The organism is Alcanivorax sp., from assembly GCF_019431375.1.
In the GTDB taxonomy this organism is placed as follows: domain Bacteria; phylum Pseudomonadota; class Gammaproteobacteria; order Pseudomonadales; family Alcanivoracaceae; genus Alcanivorax; species Alcanivorax jadensis_A.
Map to the genome: position 1 here is coordinate 1,731,981 of NZ_CP080267.1, position 19,115 is coordinate 1,751,095.

Here is a 19,115-nt window from a genome sequence, read left to right on the forward strand (position 1 = left end):
GTTAAGCAACCCTATTGACTCTCTGATCATTTGGGATTGCCTCATTTAACTTTTTGAGCCGATTTATGGAAATCTGGTACTGGCCATTTGAAGGGCGCGGCTTGCCCTCAAATTGTTGCCAGACGACGCTGCCTGGACCATTGAATATTTCTGTAAAAGACCCGTCGGGGGCAATCTGAATGACTATTGCATGCTCCGGCTCGCTGCGAAATGCAGCAGACTTGGACTGAGTAGCCTTGATCTCGACTTGTTTGCCGCAGCCAGAAAGAGCATCGAAGCCCTTATTTGATGCGGTCATTAGCTCTAGTCCGAAAGCATCTGCTACCAGGCACTCCCCAATACTCCCCACCATATGGCCGTCTGGGGTGAAGTGCCGGCCAGGAAACATTTCCTCCAGCCTATGAACGGTGGAGTAGAGTTCCTTCACCAATGCTTGGAATCTAGTGTGATCCATCTCTTCCCGCTTAACGCCCGGCGCAGCAGGCAAATTGGAGCGAGGAACGAGCGAAAATTTGATCCGCTTGCCGCCGATTGTTATGTGTGAATTTCAAACCGAAGCTCCCCACCCTTGATACTTATATCGCCAAAGTCACCTGTTAGTCTGAACCCGCTTTCCGATGCCATCAGTGAATCGATATTGCCATAATCCTTGGATCCGTCCGGGTCCTTTGATGATGGCGTGAGCTCAATAGGCTGCAGGCCTATTATTTCGATGAACCCAACGAACTCTAAGACCGCCTTGTGATAGCAGGTGTACTCACCCGCTTTTGGCGTGGAGTAGTACCTTGACGCGGGCCAGATGCTGGCTTCGATATAGAATGCCAACCTCCCACTATCTTGAGTCCAGCCAAGGATAAAGGAGTCGTTCAAATCGACACCTTGAAAAACTGGCATTTCACTCCAGTCCATGCTTATTCACACACAACGCCCGCCTCAGCCGCCGAAGGTCGGCCTGCAGGCCCTTGTTAAATTTATTCTATCTGTGGTTAACAGCACCAATATAGATAGTGCTGGCAGCCAGGCCAATTAACGAAAAAAGCAGCACCAAACAAACTGCACCTTTCTTCCCTTTTGGAAAAATCAAATCATATGCCACAAAAAAGCCAGTAACTCCCTTCTTTTCGACATATTCAGAATGCTTGGCCACGTATAAGTTTAAGACGACAAGGTTGATAAAGGTTAAGAGCAGAGCGATTTGGAAAACTCCGCCCTGGGAAGCAATAGACGCCCATAGCATTGAAAGCGACTCACTCAGTTCTGGAACATCCCTGCTCATTCCCTCTCCATTTTAACAGTTTATTCAATAGCAGATGCGATATATCACTTTGCAATATATCCCCTGGCCCATTCTTCGCTGAATATAATCTAAAAACCAAGGCAACCAATGTATTAGCCGCAAGTCAGGGATCATTCTCAACTGACTTTTCTTGCACTTGCGTGTTGAACAGGAAATTTAACTCGGACTTTTCTTGTACCCCCAAACCCGAAAACTCACTTTATCCCAGCAACTTACAAAAATATGTAAGCCATATCCTACAAATTCAACTTGCGCGCGGGTGAAAAACGGGAGGTTCTGCCCGGGCAAGGGAGACGAAGCAAAAGAGCTCTGCTGTACAGAGGAAAAAGTGGGATTGGGAGCAATGCTGGAGAGAAGCAGGAATGCCGAGAGCCTAGAACGCAGCGAACTGCACCCTTTCACGTTTCCCGGTGCAGTTCGCCTTGGGCTCAGTGCTCCCTGCCGGTTCGGCAGGGTATCGTTTAGAACGGCAGGGCTTTCTGGATCAGGCTGGCGATGTCGCCCTTGTCCTGCTGCTGGAAGTAGTTCAGCAGCAGGGGAGCAAACTGCATCAGGGTTTCTTTTTCCAGGCCCAGTTTCTGCAGGCCGCCGGCGATTTCGGCGAAGCCGGCCAGCTTGTCGTTGCCCATGCTGGACAACAGGCCGCCGGCCATACCCATGAGGCCGCCGCCACTGTCCGGTGCTTGCTCCATCAGTGAACTCAGCTGTGGTTCGGCGCCCAGCACTTTCTGGAAGTCGCCACCGCCCAGGTTGTCTTTCACCAGCTTCATCAACAGGCCGGTGCCGCCGGCTGCCTGATCTTCACTGACCCCCAGGGTGGATACGATCTGGTTGAGCAGTTCCATGGCTGCCTCCTAGCCCTGTTGGGGAATGCGGATTTTCTGGCCGGGGTAGATCAGGTCCGGGTCCTTGATGACTTCCCGGTTGGCGTCGAAGATGGCGGTGTATTTGGCGCCGTTACCGTAGAATTCCGTGGCTACCTTCCACAGGGTGTCGCCCTTCTGGATCTCGTAGTAGGCCACCTCTTCCACTGCCGCTTCCGGTGGCACGGTGAGAGCGTCGCCTTCCACTTTCTCCACGTTTTCCACGTTGCCGGCCAGCAGCACTGCCTTTTCCCTGGCGGCATGACTTTCACAGTCGCCGGCAAGGGTGGCACAGCCATCGGCGTAGCTGACGGTCAGGTTACTGACACCGGGATTGTCTTCGAGGATATGCGCCTTGATCTTTTCCGCCGCATCCGCGTCGCTGTCACCAAACAGTTTCTTGCCAATATCTTTTGCAAAGCTGAACAGGTCCATGAGACTTCCTTGCTCTATGACGAATATTCCCTGGATGCTTCCGTGAACGCTATGCAATTTCTGGCTTCTGTAAGCTTCCTGATACAGACCGGCAGAAAAGGGACAGTGCTGGCGAAGGCGTCCAAGCCAGTCAGGATTATTTGCCGCGCCTTTTGACAAAGCCAAGCGACATGGCGACAAAGCAACATAATTTTGCAGAAGTTAGCAATTGATCAGCGGCTTACCAGACGCCGAGCCTGCCAGTAACGGCGGTGCCAGTAGGGGTTACTCATGGAGGAAGTCATGACGCCCTGGCTGGAGGACGCATGGAGGAAATCGCCGTTGCCCATGTAGATGCCCACATGGCGATTGCCGGGGCCGGTGCGGAAGAACACCAGGTCGCCCACCTGAATCTCGTCGCGCCTTATCTTTTCGCCGCTTTTCAGCAGCTCGAGGGTGGTGCGTGGCACTTCCATGCCCAGGCGCGACAGGAAGGTGAGGTAGACGAAGCCTGAGCAGTCCACGCCGCGGGGGCTCAGGCCGCCGTAACGATAGGGAACGCCCTTCCAGTCTTCATGCTGGGCCTCCAGGGAAACCCGCAGAGGCGGCGCTTCGGACATGACTTCTGCCACCAGCGCATCCAGCTCCTGCTGGGACTGGAGATCCGGGGCCGTGTTGCCTGGGCTGGCTTTTTGCTTGGCACGGGTTGTCGCCGGAGCATCGGTCATCGATTCCGGGGCAACAGGCGCCCTGCTGGCACAGCCGGCCAGCAGGAGCATCAGACAGGTGAATAGCAGGGTTGCGTAGCGCATGGAGGGATAAGGCAGTGGCAGGGCCATTCGGTTCCCTCCTGAGCGGTGAAGGCCCTCAGGCCTGCGCCAGCTCCTCGCGCATTTGCTGGATGACGGTGGCGTAGTCGTCCTTGCCGAAGATGGCAGAGCCGGCCACGAAGGTATCGGCGCCGGCGGCGGCGACTTCGCGGATGTTCTTTTCAGAGACGCCGCCATCCACTTCCAGGCGGATGTCGTAACCGCTGGCATCGATCAGCTCACGCACGGCCCGGGTCTTGTCCAGGGTGGAGGGGATGAACTTCTGGCCGCCGAAGCCCGGGTTGACGCTCATCAGCAGGATCATGTCCAGCTTGTCCATGACGTATTCCAGGCAGTCCGGGCGGGTGGCCGGGTTGAGCACCAGTCCGGCTTTGCAGCCGTGGCTCTTGATCAGCTGCAGGGAGCGGTCCACGTGCTGGCTGGCTTCCGGGTGGAAGGTGATGTAGCTGGCGCCGGCCTCGGCGAACATGCCGATCAGATCATCCACCGGGCTGACCATCAGGTGCACGTCGATGGGGGCGGTGATGCCGTGGTCGCGCAGGGCCTTGCAGACCATGGGGCCGATGGTCAGGTTGGGCACGTAGTGGTTGTCCATCACGTCGAAGTGGATCACGTCCGCCCCGGCGGCCAGCACGTTATCGCACTCTTCCCCGAGACGGGCGAAGTTGGCGGCCAGAATGGAAGGGGCGATCAGGTAATCCTGCTTGGGCATGACATTTCCTCAATTACAATTTTCCGTAGGAGCCATGCTTGCATAGCGAACAGGCTCCTGCGGGTTCGCCATGCAAGCATGGCTCCTACAGCCGGGTTTTCTTGAGCAGCGTATCCAGTTCTTCCAGGCGTTCCGGGGTGCCGATATCCCACCATTGGCCGGGGTGGTGCTCACCGCTGACGGCATCGTCGGCCATGGCGGCGCGCAGCAGCGGCGCCAGTTTCGCTTCGCCATCGGGCAGATCCCGGAACAAGGCCGGATCGAACCGCCCCATGCCCGCATAGGTCAGCCTGGGCTCGCCATTATCGCGCACCCGGCCCCCTTCTGTCAGATGAAAATCCCCGCCCGGATGGTGGTGCGGATTATCCGCCAGCACCAGATGCACCGGGTCAGGCCGGTGGGCCACCAGCCGGGACAGGTCGAAATCGGTCCAGATGTCGCCATTGACCAGCACAAAGGGGTCATCCCCCAGCAAGGGCAGCGCCCGGCGGATGCCACCGGCGGTTTCCAGCGGGGTGCCTTCATGGGAATAGGCGATGGGGATGCCAAAGCGCCGGCCATCGCCCAGGGTGGCAGCCAGCCGGTCGCCCAGCCAGCCGGTGTTGATCACCAGGGAGTCGATGCCCGCATCGCGCAGTTTTTCGATGTGGTATTCGATCAGCGCCTTGCCCCCGGCCTGCAGTAGCGGCTTGGGGGTGTGGTCGGTGAGGGGCCGCATGCGCTTGCCGTAGCCGGCGGCCAGGATCATGGCCTTCACTCGTTGTCCTCGAGCTGATCCAGGATCCATTCCAGGTCCGCCAGCTCCGGACGGCGGGCGATGACGGTGCGCAGGTAGGCGAAGAATCGGGCCACATCGCCCAGGTATTTGGGCTTGCCGTCCCGGTGGCAGATGCGGGCAAAGATACCGATCACCTTGAGGTGGCGCTGGGCGCCCATCAGATCGCAATCGCGCAGGAAGGTATCGAAGTCCGCCGGCACCGGCAGGCCCGCGACGGTGGCCTTGTCGAAATACTCCCGCAGCCAGCCTAGCACCCGCGCTTCCGGCCAGCTGATAAAGGCATCCTTGAACAGGCTGATCACGTCATAGCTGATGGGGCCGGCCACCGCGTCCTGGAAGTCCAGCACGCCGGGGCTGGGGTCGGACACCATCAGGTTGCGGGGCATGTAGTCCCGGTGCACGAACACCTGCGGCTGGGCCAGGGCCGATTCGATCAGCACAGTGAACACCCGGTCCAGGCGCTGGCGCAGCTCGCCGGTGACCACCTTTTCCCGGTGGCGGAACAGGTACCACTGCGGAAACAGCTCCAGCTCCCGCTGCAGCAGGGCCTCGTCGTAGACCGGCAGGCCAGATATGTCCGCATGCAATTGCTGGGTAATCAGGGCGTCGATGGCGGCGCTGTACCAGGCATCCGCATTGTTCTCGTTGAGGGCGGTCAGCCAGGTTTCATTACCCATATCGGTGAGCAGCAGAAAGCCCTGCTGCAGATCCTGATGGACGATCTCGGGCACATGCAGGCCGGCACGCTGAAGACGCTGAGCCACATCCACAAAGGGTCGGCAGTCCTCCTGGGCCGGTGGCGCATCCATGGCGATCAGGCTGCGGCCATCGTGCTGATAGCGAAAATAGCGCCGGAAGCTGGCATCCGCGGACGCAGGCTCCCCCGCCACACTGGCACCGAGGTAAGTGCTTACCCACTGGTCCAGGGCGACCTTGCGGGGATCGGCCTTATTGTCGGATTTACTTTTATCAGGCTGCATTGCCTTCCTTGTTCGATTACACTGCCGCTTTTACAGGGCGGAATTGCCGCCGCTGTACAAAACGGCCTTTTTACCTGTTCTGAGCAGCCGATGCCACTGCCCGTACAACGAATTCTTATCCCTGGCCTGCTGCTTCTGGCAGGCACCAGCACCGCGGACAACGACCTGAACTGGGTTGACCGCGAAGAAATGGCCACGTTCCCTGCCGTGCAACAGCGCAGCATCCCGGAATGGTGTGGCGGCATCTACTATAACCCGGCCGTGGGCATTCCCGTGGCAGGCAGCGACACCGTGGTCACCGCCGACCACTCCACCATGTCGCAGAATGGTCTGATCGAGCTGAATGGTGACGTGCTGATCGAGCAGCCTGGCAGCCGCATTACCACCGACAGTGCACAACTGGACCAGGCCACCGGCAAGTTCCAGCTGGAAAACGGTATGCGCCTGGAAAGCGACCAGGCCACCTTTATTGCCTCCAGCATGAGCGGCCAGACCCGTCGCAAGGAAGGCAGCCTGCTGGGTGTGCGCTATTCCCTGTTCAATACCGCCGCCCGGGGCAGCGCCGACTATATCTTCCTCAACGAGACCACCACCACCATTACCCGTGGCACCTATACCACCTGTGCCCCGGGCTCCAATGGCTGGTCTCTGGAAGGGGAGCGGATTTTCCTGGACCGGGAGAAGGGCTGGGGCGAAGCCAACAATGTGGTACTGAAAGTCAAAAGCATGCCGATCTTCTGGCTGCCCTGGTTGACCTTCCCCATTGACGACCGGCGCAAGACCGGCCTGCTGTTCCCCACCATCGCTATCGGCGACAGCAGCGGCGGCCTGGACATTACCCAGCCGATCTACGTGAACATCCACCCACAGCTGGATGCCACCATCGGGCCCCGCTTTATCGATGGTCGTGGCGAAGGGGTGGACTCCCAATTCCGCTACCTGACGCCCTGGGGTGAAGGCGACATCAGCTACGGGGTGCTGTTCAACGACCGCAAGTTTGATGATGAAGACCGCCAGGTAGCCCGCTGGACCCATAGCGGCAACATCAATCGCTGGAACCTGAAGACCGACTTCAACTATGTGTCGGACGACTTCTACTTCAAGGACCTGGATACCGGCCTGGAAATCAGCTCCCAGACCCACCTGCCGCGACTGGCGGAAGCCCGCTATTACGGCCGCACCTGGCAGGTACTGGGGCGCATGCAATCCTGGCAGACCATCGACCCGACCCTGGCGGATCAGGATCTGCCCTACCGTCGCCTGCCACAATTGCAGCTAACCGGTGACCCGACCCTGTATGGCCCCCTCAAGGGGCTGTGGCTGTCCGATGTCACCTCTTTCGAACGCAGCGGCTCCGATGACAGCGGCAAGGCCACCGGCCTGCGCGCCCACCTGGCCCCGGCACTGAACCTGCGCCTGCAGCAACCCTGGGGCTACCTGGAACCTCGCGCCCGGCTGTATCACACCCGCTACGAGCTGGACAGCGTGGACACCAATGCCGAAGACAACCCGGATATCACCACCTGGGGGGCCAGCCTGGACTCCGGCCTGTTCTTCGAGCGACCCAGCCGCTGGTTCGGCGAAGCTTACACCCAGACCCTGGAACCTCGCCTGTTCGTCAACAAGGTGGCGTTCAAGAATCAGGACTTCCTGCCCAACTTCGACAGCCGCGAGCTCACCTTTTCCTACAATTCGCTGTTCCGGGAAAACCGCTTTATCGGCTACGACCGCATCGGTGACGAGGAAAAACTGGCGCTGGGCCTGACCAGCCGTTTCCTCCATGATGCCACCGGCCGGGAACAATTGCGGCTGCGACTGGCCCAGGGGTTCTACTTCGACGATCGCAAGGTGGTCACCGACCAGACCGTGGAAGACCCCACCGACGACCAGACGCCGCTGGTGGGCGATGCCCGATGGAACTTTGCCCGCGACTGGTACCTCTACACTGAAGCCCAATGGGATCTGGAAGAGAACGAGCGGGAACGCTCCAGCTTCCAGATCGGTTACAACGACCGGGAACGCCGGGTCGTCAACCTGGGGTATCACGACCGCCCCGAAGACGACATCCGCGAATCGGAAATCAGCGGCATCCTGCCGATACATCGCCATTGGCGCATGGTAGGCCGCTGGATGTACGACCTGGAAAACAAGCGCACTCTGGAAACTATCGCCGGGGCCGAATACCGCAATTGCTGCTGGAAACTGCGCCTGCTGAGTCAGCGGGAGCTAGTGGATGATGATGGCGACGGCGACCTGGAAGCGGACAGCACCATTTGGGTACAGATCCAGATGGTTGGCCTGGGCGGCTTCGGCGGCCAGGTTGATGCCCTGCTGGAGCGCAGCATTCCGGGATACAGGAGACAGTATGATTAAGACAACGTCGCACGCTGCACACCGCACGCTGCACGCCAGACACACCCTGCTTGGCCTGCTGGCCCTGGCCGTGCTGATGGTACCGGTCTGGTCCCACGCCAAGGTGCAGATGCTTGATCGCATCGTGGCCGTGGTCAACGACGGCGCCATCATGGCCAGCGAGCTGGACGAGCGCATCAACACCATTGCCCTGCAATTCCAGGAAAAGGGCCAGCCATTGCCGCCCCCGGCAGTCATGCGTGAGCAGGTGCTCGATCGCATGATCCTGGAGCGCCTGCAACTGCAGCTTGCCGACCGGGCCGGCATCAAGGTGGATGACGCCACGCTCAACCAGGCCCTGGCCGGCATCGCCCGGCAAAACGGCATGACTCTGGAAGATTTCGCCGCCGCCCTGCGCCAGGACGGTTATGACTGGGCCCAGTTCCGCGAACAGATCCGCCAGGACATGCTGATTTCCCGCCTGCAGCAGCGCAGCGTGGCCTCCCGCATCCGCATCACCGACCGGGAAGTGGACCGCTTCCTGAACTCGGAAATGGGCAAGAAGATGTTCGAAGCCGATTTCCGTCTTGGTCATATCCTGGTGCGGCTGCCCGCTGGCGCCAGCCCGGAGCAAGTGCAGGCTGCCAAAGAGAAGGCCAACAGCCTCGTGGCACGGCTGAAACAGGGCAGCGATTTCCAGCAACTGGCCACTGCCGAATCCGATGGCCCCAAGGCACTGGAAGGCGGCGACCTGGGCTGGCGCCCGGCAGCCCAGTGGCCCAGCCTGTTCGCGGAAACCGCCATCGATATGAACAAGGGCGACATTTCCCAGCCGCTGCGCTCCGGCGCCGGCTTTCATATTCTCAAGCTGATGGATCGCAAGGGCGGGGTCGAGAAGGTGGTCACCCAGTATCAGGTTCGCCACGTACTGATCAAACCCGACGCCCTGACCAGTGCCAACGAGGCACGAGCCAAAGCCGTGCGTCTGCATGACAGCATTGCCACTGGCAAGCAGGACTTTGCCAAGGTGGCCGCAGAGCATTCCGACGACCCGGGCAGTGCCCGCAACGGCGGTGAGCTGGGCTGGATTACCCGGGGCGAGATGGTACCGGAATTCGAGGACATGATGCTCAATACCCCGGTAGGCGAGCTGTCGCCGGTATTCGAGAGCCAGTTCGGCTGGCACTTCCTGCGCGTGGACGATACCCGCGACGCGGACATGAGCGAGGAATTCCGCCGCATGCAGGCCACCCAGGCCCTGCAGAAACGCCGTTTCGAGGAAGAGCTGGAAACCTGGCTGCAGGAACAGCGCAGCGAATCCTACGTGGATATTCGCTTATGAGTCTGACGTCTGATGTCGGACGTCCGACGCCAGAGCGTCCCATTGCCATCACCTACGGGGACCCTGCAGGGATCGGACCGGATCTGGTACTGACCCTGCCGGACACTTTCCCGGGCGCCCCGCTTGTTGTCATCGGTGACCGCCACGTGCTGGCCCAGCGCGCAAAGCAGCTCAATCTGACCGTGACGCTCTCCGACTGGCAACCAGGGCAACCGCTGACAGCCGATACCCTGCCGGTATGGCACACCCCGGCCGGCGCTCCGGTGGCCGCCGGCCAACCTGATCCGACCACTGCCAGCGGCACCGTCACCATGTTGACCCGCGCCGCCCAGGGCTGCCTGGACGGCACCTTTGCCGCCATGGTGACTGCTCCGGTGGCCAAAAACGTGATCTGTGAGGGTGCCGACCCGGCCTTTACCGGCCATACCGAATTTCTGGCGGAACAGGCCGGCGTGGACCGGGTGGTGATGATGCTCACCGCCCGCGAACTGCGGGTGGCCCTGGTCACCACCCATCTGCCGCTCAGCCAGGTGTCCCGGGCGGTAACCGCGGACAGCCTGACCCGCACCCTGACCATCCTGCGCGACGATCTGATCAGCAAATATCGGATCCCGGAACCGCGTATCCTGGTGCTGGGGATCAACCCCCATGCCGGCGAAGGCGGCCATCTGGGCCGCGAAGAACTGGACGTGATCATTCCCACCCTGGATGCCCTGCGTGCCCAGGGTATGGCACTCACCGGCCCGGTGCCGGCGGATACCGCCTTCCAGCCGGACCTGCTGGCACAGCACGATGCTGTGCTGGCCATGTACCATGACCAGGGCCTGCCGGTCCTCAAGTACGCCGGCTTTGGCGAAGCCATCAATATCACCCTGGGGCTGCCCTTTATCCGCACCTCCGTGGACCATGGCACCGCCTTCGACCTGGCCGGCACCGGCCAGGCCAAGGCCGGCAGCCTGATCGCCGCCACCCGACTCGCTCTGGAGCTTGCCGCCACATGACAGAACACCGCACCCGCAAACGTTTCGGCCAGCACTTTCTGCATGACCGCAATCTGGTAGACCTGATGGTGCGTACCCTGGGGCTGCAGAAAGACGACACCCTGGTGGAAATCGGGCCCGGCCGCGGCGCGCTCACCTACCCGCTGCTGGAACAGCTGCCGCACCTGCACGTGGTGGAGCTGGACCGGGACCTGATCGCCCTGCTGCGCCAGGAAAACAGCCCGGAGCGCCTGACCATCCATGAAAGCGATGCCCTGCGCTTCGACTTCCGCACCCTGAAACCGGCGGACAAGCCGCTGCGGGTGATCGGCAACCTGCCCTACAACATCTCCACCCCGTTGATCTTCCACCTGCTCAGCCAGGCGGACGCCATCAGCGACATGACCTTCATGTTGCAGAAGGAAGTGGTGGACCGGCTCACCGCCAGCCCCGGCACCCGCGACTGGGGCCGCCTGTCGATCATGGTCCAGTACCACTGCCAGGCGGATTATCTGTTCTTCGTGCCGCCAAGCGCCTTCAGTCCGCCGCCCAAGGTGGATTCCGCGGTAGTCCGGCTCATTCCCCATGCCAGCCTGCCCCACCCGGCCGAGGATGAAGATCACTTGCGCCGGCTGGTGGCCCAGGCCTTCACCCAACGACGCAAGGCCATCCGCAATAGTCTAAAATCACAGGTAACGCTGGAGCAGTTCGAACAGGCAGGCATCGACGCCGGCCTGCGCCCCGACCAACTCTCGGTGGCTGACTATGTGGCCCTGGCCAATATCACCCGGCCAGAGGCGGGCACCGCCTAGCCACGCCAGAGCCAGCCGGGTAACCGGCACCGGGGAACAACCCATTCAGCGAGAATCACATCAACGGAGCAACCATGAGCCCGCGCCACAACATTCAGGTCTCGGTGGAAACCGAGTTTCTCGCCGATCAGAGCGATCCGGACAGTCAGCGCTGGGTATTCGCCTACCACATCACCATTCGTAATGAAGGCACCGTCAGCGCCCGCCTGCTGACCCGCCACTGGGTGATCACCGACGGCGAGGATCGCGTGCAGGAAGTCCACGGCGAAGGCGTCATCGGCGAACAGCCCCATATCGCCCCCGGGCAGGAATTTTCCTACACCAGCGGCGCCATCCTGGAAACCGAAGTCGGCAGCATGCGCGGCAGTTACCAGATGATTGGAGAAGATGGCACACACTTCGACGCACAAGTCCCCATGTTTACTCTTGCGGTACCGCATGCACTGCACTAACGACGTCAGACGTCTGACGTCGGGCCTCCGACGCTTGGCCGTGCCAACACCCTGCTCCTCTTACCGGGGAGAGGTAAGCGCATCAGTCGCCCCGCGCTATGCCGGAGGCGCCCTATGAGCGATTACGCCATCGGTGACTTGCAGGGTTGCCTGGAGCCCTTCAATTGCCTGCTGAAACAAATCAATTTCAATGCCGATCGCGACCGGTTGTTCCTGGCCGGGGATCTGGTCAACCGGGGCCCGGATTCCCTGGGCACCCTGCGCCGGGTTTATGAACTGCGCGATAATGTGCATACGGTGCTGGGCAACCACGACCTGCACCTGCTGGCCGTGGCCCAGGGCAGTACCGACAGCCGCCGCAAGGACACCCTGACGGACATCCTCGAGGCACCGGACCGCAACGCCCTGCTGGGCTGGCTGCAAGACTGCCCGCTGCTGGTCGATATCCCGGAACACCAGGCGGTGATGACCCATGCCGGCATCCCACCATTATGGACACTGGCTCAAGCCCGTGAACGGGCCCGGGAAGTGGAGCAGGTGCTGCGCGGCCCGCAGGTGGGCGAGTACTTTGCCAACATGTATGGCAACCAGCCGGCGGGCTGGAACGACGACCTGCAGGGCCCGGAACGCTGGCGAGTCATCACCAACCATTTCACCCGCATGCGGTTTGTGAACCTGGCAGGAGAACTGGACCTGGCCACCAAGGGCGAAGCCGATGCGCCGCCGGAAGGGTTTATGCCCTGGTTCCAGCACCCCCACCGCCAGGCTACCGATACCCGCATCCTGTTCGGTCACTGGGCGGCACTGGAAGGCCATACGGATGTGCCCGGGGTAGACGCGCTGGATACCGGCTGCGTCTGGGGCGGCAGCCTCACCGCCCTGCGTCTCGATGATCTGACCCGCATCGCCTGCCACTGCTGACTCCCAGCGCCGGCAGGCACTCTTTCTTCTGGCGGCCGCACCGCTATGTCAGGAATAGCTGATAGCCACACTGCAATTTGATGGCAATCCGCCATTCCCCAACCCTGCCAGAACCGTTTTCTGCCCCCCGCCAGCGCCCTTCACAGCTCATCACCCGGCCTGTCAGACATTCGCCACACTTCATCCTTTTTCTGCAAAAAAAATTTTCCTTCCGCTTTGACTTCATCTGCCGTTTGGCTACATGCTAAAGACGTGACTGCACGGTCAGCCCTGCATCGAGAAATGCCCATTTTCATTTTTTATTTACACGACTTTTTTTATTAATGAGAAGAGTGATCAGGACATTCATCAGGGACATGCATCAGGAAAAGCACCGTATGTAGTTTTGTTGTGACAATTGTCGGTTCCGCCAGGAGGAAGCAGGCATGAGCATTATCAGCCACTACCAGGCCCGGTTTGACAGCACCCAGCAGGAAGAAATGTCGCTGGAAGAATACCTGGAGCTGTGCAAACGCGACCCCAGCGCCTACGCCACGGCCCCCGAACGCATGCTGATGGCCATCGGCGAGCCGGAGATGGTCGACACCGCCAAGGACCCACGCCTGTCACGCATCTTCTCCAACAAGGTCATCCGTCGCTACCCTGCCTTCGACGAGTTCTACGGCCTGGAAGAAGTGATCGAAAACATCGTCAGCTACTTCCGCCATGCGGCCCAGGGCCTGGAAGAAAAGAAACAGATCCTTTACCTGCTCGGCCCGGTGGGCGGCGGCAAATCTTCCCTGGCGGAAAAGCTCAAGGCCCTGATGCAGAAAGTGCCCTTCTATGCCATCAAGGGATCCCCGGTTAACGACTCGCCCCTGTCCCTCTTTGACCCGGAGGAAGACGCGCCGATCCTGGAAGAGGAATACGGCATTCCCCGCCGCTACATCCGTACCATCATGTCCCCCTGGGCGGTAAAGCGGCTGCATGAATTTGGCGGTGATATCAGCCAGTTCCGGGTAGTGAAACGCTACCCCTCCATTCTCGATCAGGTGGCCGTGGCCAAGACCGAACCCGGCGACGAGAACAACCAGGACATTTCCGCCCTGGTGGGCAAGGTGGATATTCGCAAACTGGAAGACTTCGCCCAGGACGACCCGGATGCCTATTCCTTCTCCGGTGGCCTGTGCCGGGCCAACCAGGGCATTCTGGAATTCGTGGAAATGTTCAAGGCACCGATCAAGGTGCTGCACCCGTTGCTGACGGCCACCCAGGAAGGCAACTACAACGGTACCGAGCACATGGGCGCCATCCCGTTCGACGGTATTGTGCTGGCCCACTCCAACGAAGCGGAGTGGCATACCTTCAAGAACAACAAGAATAACGAAGCCTTTATCGACCGGGTCTATATCGTCAAGGTGCCTTACTGCCTGCGCGTCACCGAAGAGATGCAGATCTACGAGAAACTGCTGCGCAACTCCAGCCTGCGCGATGCCCACTGCGCACCGGATACCCTGCACATGCTGGCCCAGTTCTCCACCCTGACCCGACTCAAGGAACCGGAGAATTCCAGCATCTACTCCAAGATGCGCGTCTATGACGGCGAGAACCTGAAAGACGTGGATCCCCACGCCAAGTCCATGCAGGAATACCATGACATGGCCGGCGTCGATGAAGGCATGAACGGCCTCTCCACCCGCTTCGCCTTCAAGATCCTGTCCAAGGTGTTCAACTACGACCACACCGAAGTGGCGGCCAACCCGGTGCATTTGATTCATGTGCTGGAACAGCGCATTGACCAGGAGCAGTTCCCGCTGGAACGGCAGGAACAGTATCGCCGTTTTATCAAGGAATACCTGGTGCCTCGCTATGTGGAATTCATCGGCAAGGAAATCCAGACCGCCTACCTGGAGTCCTACTCCGAATACGGCCAGAACATTTTCGACCGTTATGTGACTTACGCAGATTTCTGGATTCAGGATCAGGAATTCCGGGATCCGGATACCGGGGAAATTTTCGACCGCCAGGCTCTGAACGAAGATCTGGAAAAAATCGAAAAACCGGCGGGCATCTCCAATCCCAAGGACTTCCGCAACGAGGTGGTCAACTTCGTACTGCGCGCCCGCGCCAACAACCATGGCAAGAACCCGAGCTGGCTCAGTTACCAGAAGCTGCGCGACGTGATCGAGAAGAAAATGTTCTCCAACACCGAGGACCTGCTGCCAGTGATTTCCTTCAATGCCAAGGGCAGCGAAGACGACCAGCGCAAGCACAACAACTTCGTGCAACGCATGGTCTCCCGCGGCTACACGGAAAAGCAGGTACGCCTGCTGTCCGAATGGTATCTGCGAGTTCGCAAAGCGCAGTAAAAAACCGCTGTAGGAGCGCCGCTTGAGGCGCGAGCCGGCTGCGGCAATTCGCGCCTCAAGCGGCGCTCCTACATCGCAGTCGGTGAAGTCGGGAGAAACTGATGAGCTACATCATTGATCGCCGCCTGAATGACAAGCGCAAGAGCACCGTCAATCGCCAGCGCTTTCTGCGTCGTTACCGCAAGCACATTCGCGAAGCGGTGAACGATGCGGTGAATCGTCGTTCCATTCAGGATATGGAACAGGGCGAGCGCATCAATATTCCCCGCAAGGATCTTTCCGAGCCCATTTTCCACCATGGTCCCGGCGGACAGCGCAGCATCGTTCATCCCGGCAACAAGGAGTTTCACCAGGGCGACCGGATCCTGCGCCCGGAGGGCGGAGGTGGTCAGGGCAGTGGCGATGGCCAGGCCAGTGATCAGGGCGAAGGCGATGATGCCTTTGCCTTTGAAATCGACAAACAGGAATTTCTCAACTTCCTGTTCGAGGATCTGGAGCTGCCCAACCTGGTAAAGCGACACCTGGAGGGTGCCCAGACGTTCCAGACCAAACATGGCGGCATCGTCAGCCAGGGCATGCCCGCCAAGATCAATATTGTCCGCTCCATGCGCCAGGCGTCCATGCGCCGCCGGGCGCTCACCGCCGCCACCCGCCGCCGTATTCGTGACTTCAAGGCCGAACGGGAGGCGCTCCTGCAACAGGATCAGTCCCCACAACGCCAGGCCCGGCTGCAGGAGCTGGAGGAACAGATCGCCAAACTGGAACGACGCCTGGAACGTATTCCGTTTCTGGATACCGTGGACCTGCGCTTCAATCACCATGTGAAGGTGCCCGTGCCGGTGAGCCGGGCGGTAATGTTCTGCATCATGGATGTGTCCGGCTCCATGAATCAGGACATGAAGGATCTGGCCAAGCGCTTTTTCCTGTTGCTGTATCTGTTCCTGCAGCGCAATTACGAAAAGATCGAAGTGGTCTTTATCCGCCACCACACCAGCGCCAAGGAAGTGGACGAGGAAGAGTTCTTCTATTCCCGTGAGACCGGCGGCACCATTGTCTCCAGTGCCCTGAAGCTGACCCGCGACATCATCAATGAACGCTACCCGGTGGCCGAATGGAATATCTATGCGGCCCAGGCATCCGACGGTGACAACTGGAATGACGACTCTCCGGCCTGCGCCAAACTGATCGAGGAGGAGCTGCTGCCCAAGCTGCAGTATTTCACCTACGTGGAAGTCATGCCCCGCGCCCACCAGGCCCTGTGGGACCACTATCAACACATCATGGAAAAACATCCGACTGCCTTTTCCATGGCCCAGATTGATGAACCCGGCGAGATTTACCCGGTTTTCCGGCACCTTTTCAAGAAACGCATGGAGGATGCATGAGCCGCTATCTCTCCGAAGGGTCCGACTGGGATTTCGAGCTGCTGGCCCGCTATGACGAAGCCATCGCCGATATTGCTCATAACAAATACGGGCTGGATACCTACCCGAATCAGATCGAGGTGATCTCTTCCGAACAGATGATGGACGCCTATTCCTCGGTGGGCATGCCAGTGGGCTACAACCACTGGTCTTTCGGCAAACAATTCGTGGAAGTGGAGGGTCGCTACCGGCGAGGCCAGATGGGCCTGGCCTACGAAATCGTCATCAATTCCGACCCCTGCATTGCCTACCTGATGGAGGAAAACAGTATCGCCATGCAGGCCCTGGTGATCGCCCATGCCAGCTACGGGCACAACTCCTTCTTCAAGAACAATTACCTGTTCAAGACCTGGACCGATGCCTCCTCCATCATTGATTACCTGGTTTTCGCGCGGAACTATATTGCCGAGTGCGAAATGCGCCACGGGGTCACTGCCGTAGAGGAAACCCTGGACTCTTGTCATGCCCTGATGAATTACGGGGTAGACCGCTACAAACGCCCCTCGCCCATTTCTGCCGTGGAGGAAAAGCGTCGCCAGCGCGAACGGGAAGAATCCCTACAGAAGCAGGTCTCCGAGTTATGGCGCACCTTTCCGCAATTGCAGCCGGCGACCCAACTCCGCGAAGAAACCGAATCTTTTCCGTCAGAACCCCAGGAAAACCTGCTTTATTTTATTGAGAAAAATGCGCCACTGCTGAAACCCTGGCAGCGGGAGATCATCCGCATCGTGCGCAAGATGGCCCAGTACTTCTACCCGCAACGTCAGACCAAGGTGATGAACGAGGGCTGGGCGTGCCTGTGGCACTACACCCTGCTCAACGATCTCTATGACAGGGGCCAGGTGACTGACGGCTTCATGCTGGAGTTCCTGCAGAATCACAGCCAGGTGATCTACCAGCCGCCCTTCACTGCTCCGTTCTACAGCGGCATGAACCCCTATGCGCTGGGCTTCAACATGTTCCAGGATATCCGCCGCATCTGCGAAAACCCGGATGACGAGGACCGGGAATGGTTCCCGGAGATTGCCGGCTCCGACTGGGTGGAAACGGTGAAATTCGCCATGGAGAGCTTCAAGGACGAAAGCTTTATCCAGCAGTTCCTGTCGCCACGGATGATCCGCTATTTCAAGTTTTTCCAGATCGACGATGATGACCGCAACGATTATGTGGAAGTGGCCGCCATCCACAACGAACAGGGCTACCGCAAGGTCCGGGACGCCCTGGCCGAGCAGTACAACCTGAGTATCCAGGAGCCCAACATCCAGATCGTACGCGCCAATGTCCATGGCGACCGCGCCCTGACCCTGCGCCACCAACGCAGCAGCGGCCGCCCCCTGGATGATGACAGCGCCCGGGAAGTCCTGCGCCACCTGCACCGGTTATGGCAATTCGATGTGCACCTGGAAAGCGTGGAAAACGGCAGCGTAGTCAGCCGCCACAGCATGCCGCCGGAGCCCGCATCTGCATCTTCCTCGTAGCACCAACCGTTCTCGAAACCTTCTCGCGATGCAACAGCATCGCGAATACCGATGCTGAACGCAGCCAGGCCCTTCCCGGTTGGCAAGAACCCTGGACCACGTTGCCACTTTCAACTTTCCACTTGAAACTGCTTGATCTGCCGCCGCACCTGATGATCCCCCAACACAAACAGGGACAGAGCCAGCACAATTACCGCCGCGCCAATCAGCACCATGCCCCCCAGGCTCTCGCCATTGAGCAGATTACCCAGTGCCAGCGCCAGCACCGGTGTAATCAGAGTCACCAGCGCCACCGTGGCGGCGGACAGCCGCGACAGAATCTGAAAGTAGCAATAGAAGCCCAACAGGGAACCGAACACCGCCAGATAGACAATCGCCGCCAATCCGCGCACATCCCCGCTAAACGCAAAACTCTGCCCGGCAATGACCATGGCCAGCCCGTAACAGGGCAGTGACAACAACAGGCCACCCACGGTCTGCTGCATGGGTTGCAGACCGGCCCCCACCCGCTGCACGGCAATGCCGCCGCCGGCAAACAGAGTCACCGCGGACAGCATCCACAGCAGTCCGGTGCCACGCTCACCCAGCGCCGCACCACCAAGCAACCCGGTCAGGTTTTCATCGAAGACCAGCGCCAGCCCGAACAGCCCCAACAGACAGGCACTCCAGTGCCAGCCATTCAGCCGCACACCGCCCGGCAGGCATTGCATCATCAAGCCGGAGATCAACGGCGCCAGCCCGAAAATTACCGAGATCAGCCCGGAGGGAAGATGGGTAGCGGCCATATAGCTGCACGCCATGGCACCGAAAATCCCCGGCAGTGCAACGGTATAACTGAGCACAGCACGACCATACAGAGGCAGGCGCTGACGCTTCCAGCACAGCCACAACAGACCCAGCAGCGCAGCAATCGCCATACGCACACCGGCTGCCGCCAGCGGCGCCATGGCCTCACCACTCCATTTAATCCCCAGCGGCGTAGTCGCCCACACCGCCACCACGATCAAATATGCTGCCAGGGTTGGCATGTCGTTCTCCTATTCGTTAGCTACGAGCTTCTAGCTGCGAGCTACTACGCGGTTTAAACCTGTCCTGAATTCAGTCCATGAAGCCGCGCACAAACTTTCGTGCG

The 19,115-nt window shown here is 59.7% G+C and carries 19 protein-coding genes; 9 read left to right on the plus strand and 10 right to left on the minus strand.

Annotation, left to right across the window (positions count from 1 at the left end):
* Position 1 precedes the first annotated feature (1 nt).
* From KZ772_RS08055 to KZ772_RS08095, 9 genes are all read right to left on the minus strand, one after another.
* Positions 2-427, minus strand: a complete 426-nt coding sequence (locus KZ772_RS08055; protein WP_290539280.1) for a hypothetical protein — start codon at positions 425-427, stop codon at positions 2-4.
* Positions 428-534: 107 nt separating this feature from the next.
* A complete protein-coding gene (locus KZ772_RS08060) occupies positions 535-909 on the minus strand; it encodes a hypothetical protein (RefSeq protein ID WP_290539281.1) in 375 nt (124 codons plus the stop codon).
* Positions 910-976: 67 nt separating this feature from the next.
* Positions 977-1,276, minus strand: coding sequence for a hypothetical protein (locus KZ772_RS08065; RefSeq protein ID WP_290539282.1), 300 nt, complete (start codon positions 1,274-1,276; stop codon positions 977-979).
* 482 nt (positions 1,277-1,758) lie between these two features.
* A complete protein-coding gene (locus KZ772_RS08070; RefSeq protein WP_290539283.1) occupies positions 1,759-2,142 on the minus strand; it encodes a DUF2780 domain-containing protein in 384 nt (127 codons plus the stop codon).
* Positions 2,143-2,151: 9 nt separating this feature from the next.
* Complete coding sequence (gene lysM, locus KZ772_RS08075; protein WP_290539284.1) at positions 2,152-2,595, minus strand: peptidoglycan-binding protein LysM; 444 nt, start codon at positions 2,593-2,595, stop codon at positions 2,152-2,154.
* 212 nt (positions 2,596-2,807) lie between these two features.
* The gene (locus KZ772_RS08080; protein ID WP_290539285.1) at positions 2,808-3,413 is read right to left on the minus strand and encodes an NlpC/P60 family protein; all 606 of its coding nucleotides are present in this window, start codon (positions 3,411-3,413) and stop codon (positions 2,808-2,810) included.
* A 28-nt stretch (positions 3,414-3,441) separates the two neighbouring features.
* Entirely contained in the window at positions 3,442-4,116 is a 675-nt protein-coding gene (gene rpe / locus KZ772_RS08085; RefSeq protein ID WP_290539286.1) for a ribulose-phosphate 3-epimerase, read from the minus strand.
* 85 nt (positions 4,117-4,201) lie between these two features.
* Positions 4,202-4,873 (minus strand): N-acetylmuramate alpha-1-phosphate uridylyltransferase MurU, encoded by a 672-nt coding sequence (gene murU / locus KZ772_RS08090; protein WP_290539287.1) that lies wholly within the window; start codon positions 4,871-4,873, stop codon positions 4,202-4,204.
* Positions 4,870-5,874: a phosphotransferase gene (locus KZ772_RS08095; RefSeq protein WP_290539288.1), complete on the minus strand. Its 1,005-nt coding sequence runs from the start codon at positions 5,872-5,874 to the stop codon at positions 4,870-4,872. Before KZ772_RS08095 ends, murU begins: the two co-directional genes overlap by 4 nt.
* 90 nt (positions 5,875-5,964) lie before the next feature.
* On the opposite strand from KZ772_RS08095, the gene lptD reads away from it, so the two are divergent.
* The 9 genes from lptD to KZ772_RS08140 all read left to right on the plus strand — a co-directional run bounded on the left by lptD (position 5,965) and on the right by KZ772_RS08140 (position 17,983).
* Positions 5,965-8,247: an LPS assembly protein LptD gene (gene lptD / locus KZ772_RS08100; protein WP_290539289.1), complete on the plus strand. Its 2,283-nt coding sequence runs from the start codon at positions 5,965-5,967 to the stop codon at positions 8,245-8,247.
* Positions 8,240-9,568, plus strand: coding sequence for a peptidylprolyl isomerase (locus KZ772_RS08105; RefSeq protein ID WP_290539290.1), 1,329 nt, complete (start codon positions 8,240-8,242; stop codon positions 9,566-9,568). The genes lptD and KZ772_RS08105 overlap by 8 nt, the downstream gene beginning before the upstream one ends.
* A complete protein-coding gene (gene pdxA, locus KZ772_RS08110; protein ID WP_290539291.1) occupies positions 9,565-10,569 on the plus strand; it encodes a 4-hydroxythreonine-4-phosphate dehydrogenase PdxA in 1,005 nt (334 codons plus the stop codon). The genes KZ772_RS08105 and pdxA overlap by 4 nt, the downstream gene beginning before the upstream one ends.
* Positions 10,566-11,360, plus strand: a complete 795-nt coding sequence (rsmA, locus tag KZ772_RS08115; protein ID WP_290539292.1) for a 16S rRNA (adenine(1518)-N(6)/adenine(1519)-N(6))-dimethyltransferase RsmA — start codon at positions 10,566-10,568, stop codon at positions 11,358-11,360. The genes pdxA and rsmA overlap by 4 nt, the downstream gene beginning before the upstream one ends.
* 74 nt (positions 11,361-11,434) lie before the next feature.
* Positions 11,435-11,812 carry a Co2+/Mg2+ efflux protein ApaG gene (apaG, locus tag KZ772_RS08120; protein WP_290539293.1) on the plus strand — a complete coding sequence of 126 codons (378 nt, stop codon included), beginning with the start codon at positions 11,435-11,437 and terminating at the stop codon, positions 11,810-11,812.
* Between the two features lie 114 nt (positions 11,813-11,926).
* Positions 11,927-12,733: a symmetrical bis(5'-nucleosyl)-tetraphosphatase gene (locus KZ772_RS08125; RefSeq protein ID WP_290539294.1), complete on the plus strand. Its 807-nt coding sequence runs from the start codon at positions 11,927-11,929 to the stop codon at positions 12,731-12,733.
* A gap of 425 nt (positions 12,734-13,158) precedes the next feature.
* Positions 13,159-15,081: a PrkA family serine protein kinase gene (locus KZ772_RS08130; RefSeq protein WP_290539295.1), complete on the plus strand. Its 1,923-nt coding sequence runs from the start codon at positions 13,159-13,161 to the stop codon at positions 15,079-15,081.
* Between the two features lie 101 nt (positions 15,082-15,182).
* Entirely contained in the window at positions 15,183-16,466 is a 1,284-nt protein-coding gene (locus tag KZ772_RS08135) for a YeaH/YhbH family protein (RefSeq protein WP_290539296.1), read from the plus strand.
* Positions 16,463-17,983 carry a SpoVR family protein gene (locus KZ772_RS08140; RefSeq protein WP_290539297.1) on the plus strand — a complete coding sequence of 507 codons (1,521 nt, stop codon included), beginning with the start codon at positions 16,463-16,465 and terminating at the stop codon, positions 17,981-17,983. Before KZ772_RS08135 ends, KZ772_RS08140 begins: the two co-directional genes overlap by 4 nt.
* Before the next feature lie 110 nt (positions 17,984-18,093).
* Here the strand turns inward: KZ772_RS08140 and KZ772_RS08145 are convergent, their stop codons facing one another.
* Positions 18,094-19,011, minus strand: coding sequence for a DMT family transporter (locus KZ772_RS08145; RefSeq protein WP_290539298.1), 918 nt, complete (start codon positions 19,009-19,011; stop codon positions 18,094-18,096).
* Between the last annotated feature and the right edge of the window lie 104 nt (positions 19,012-19,115).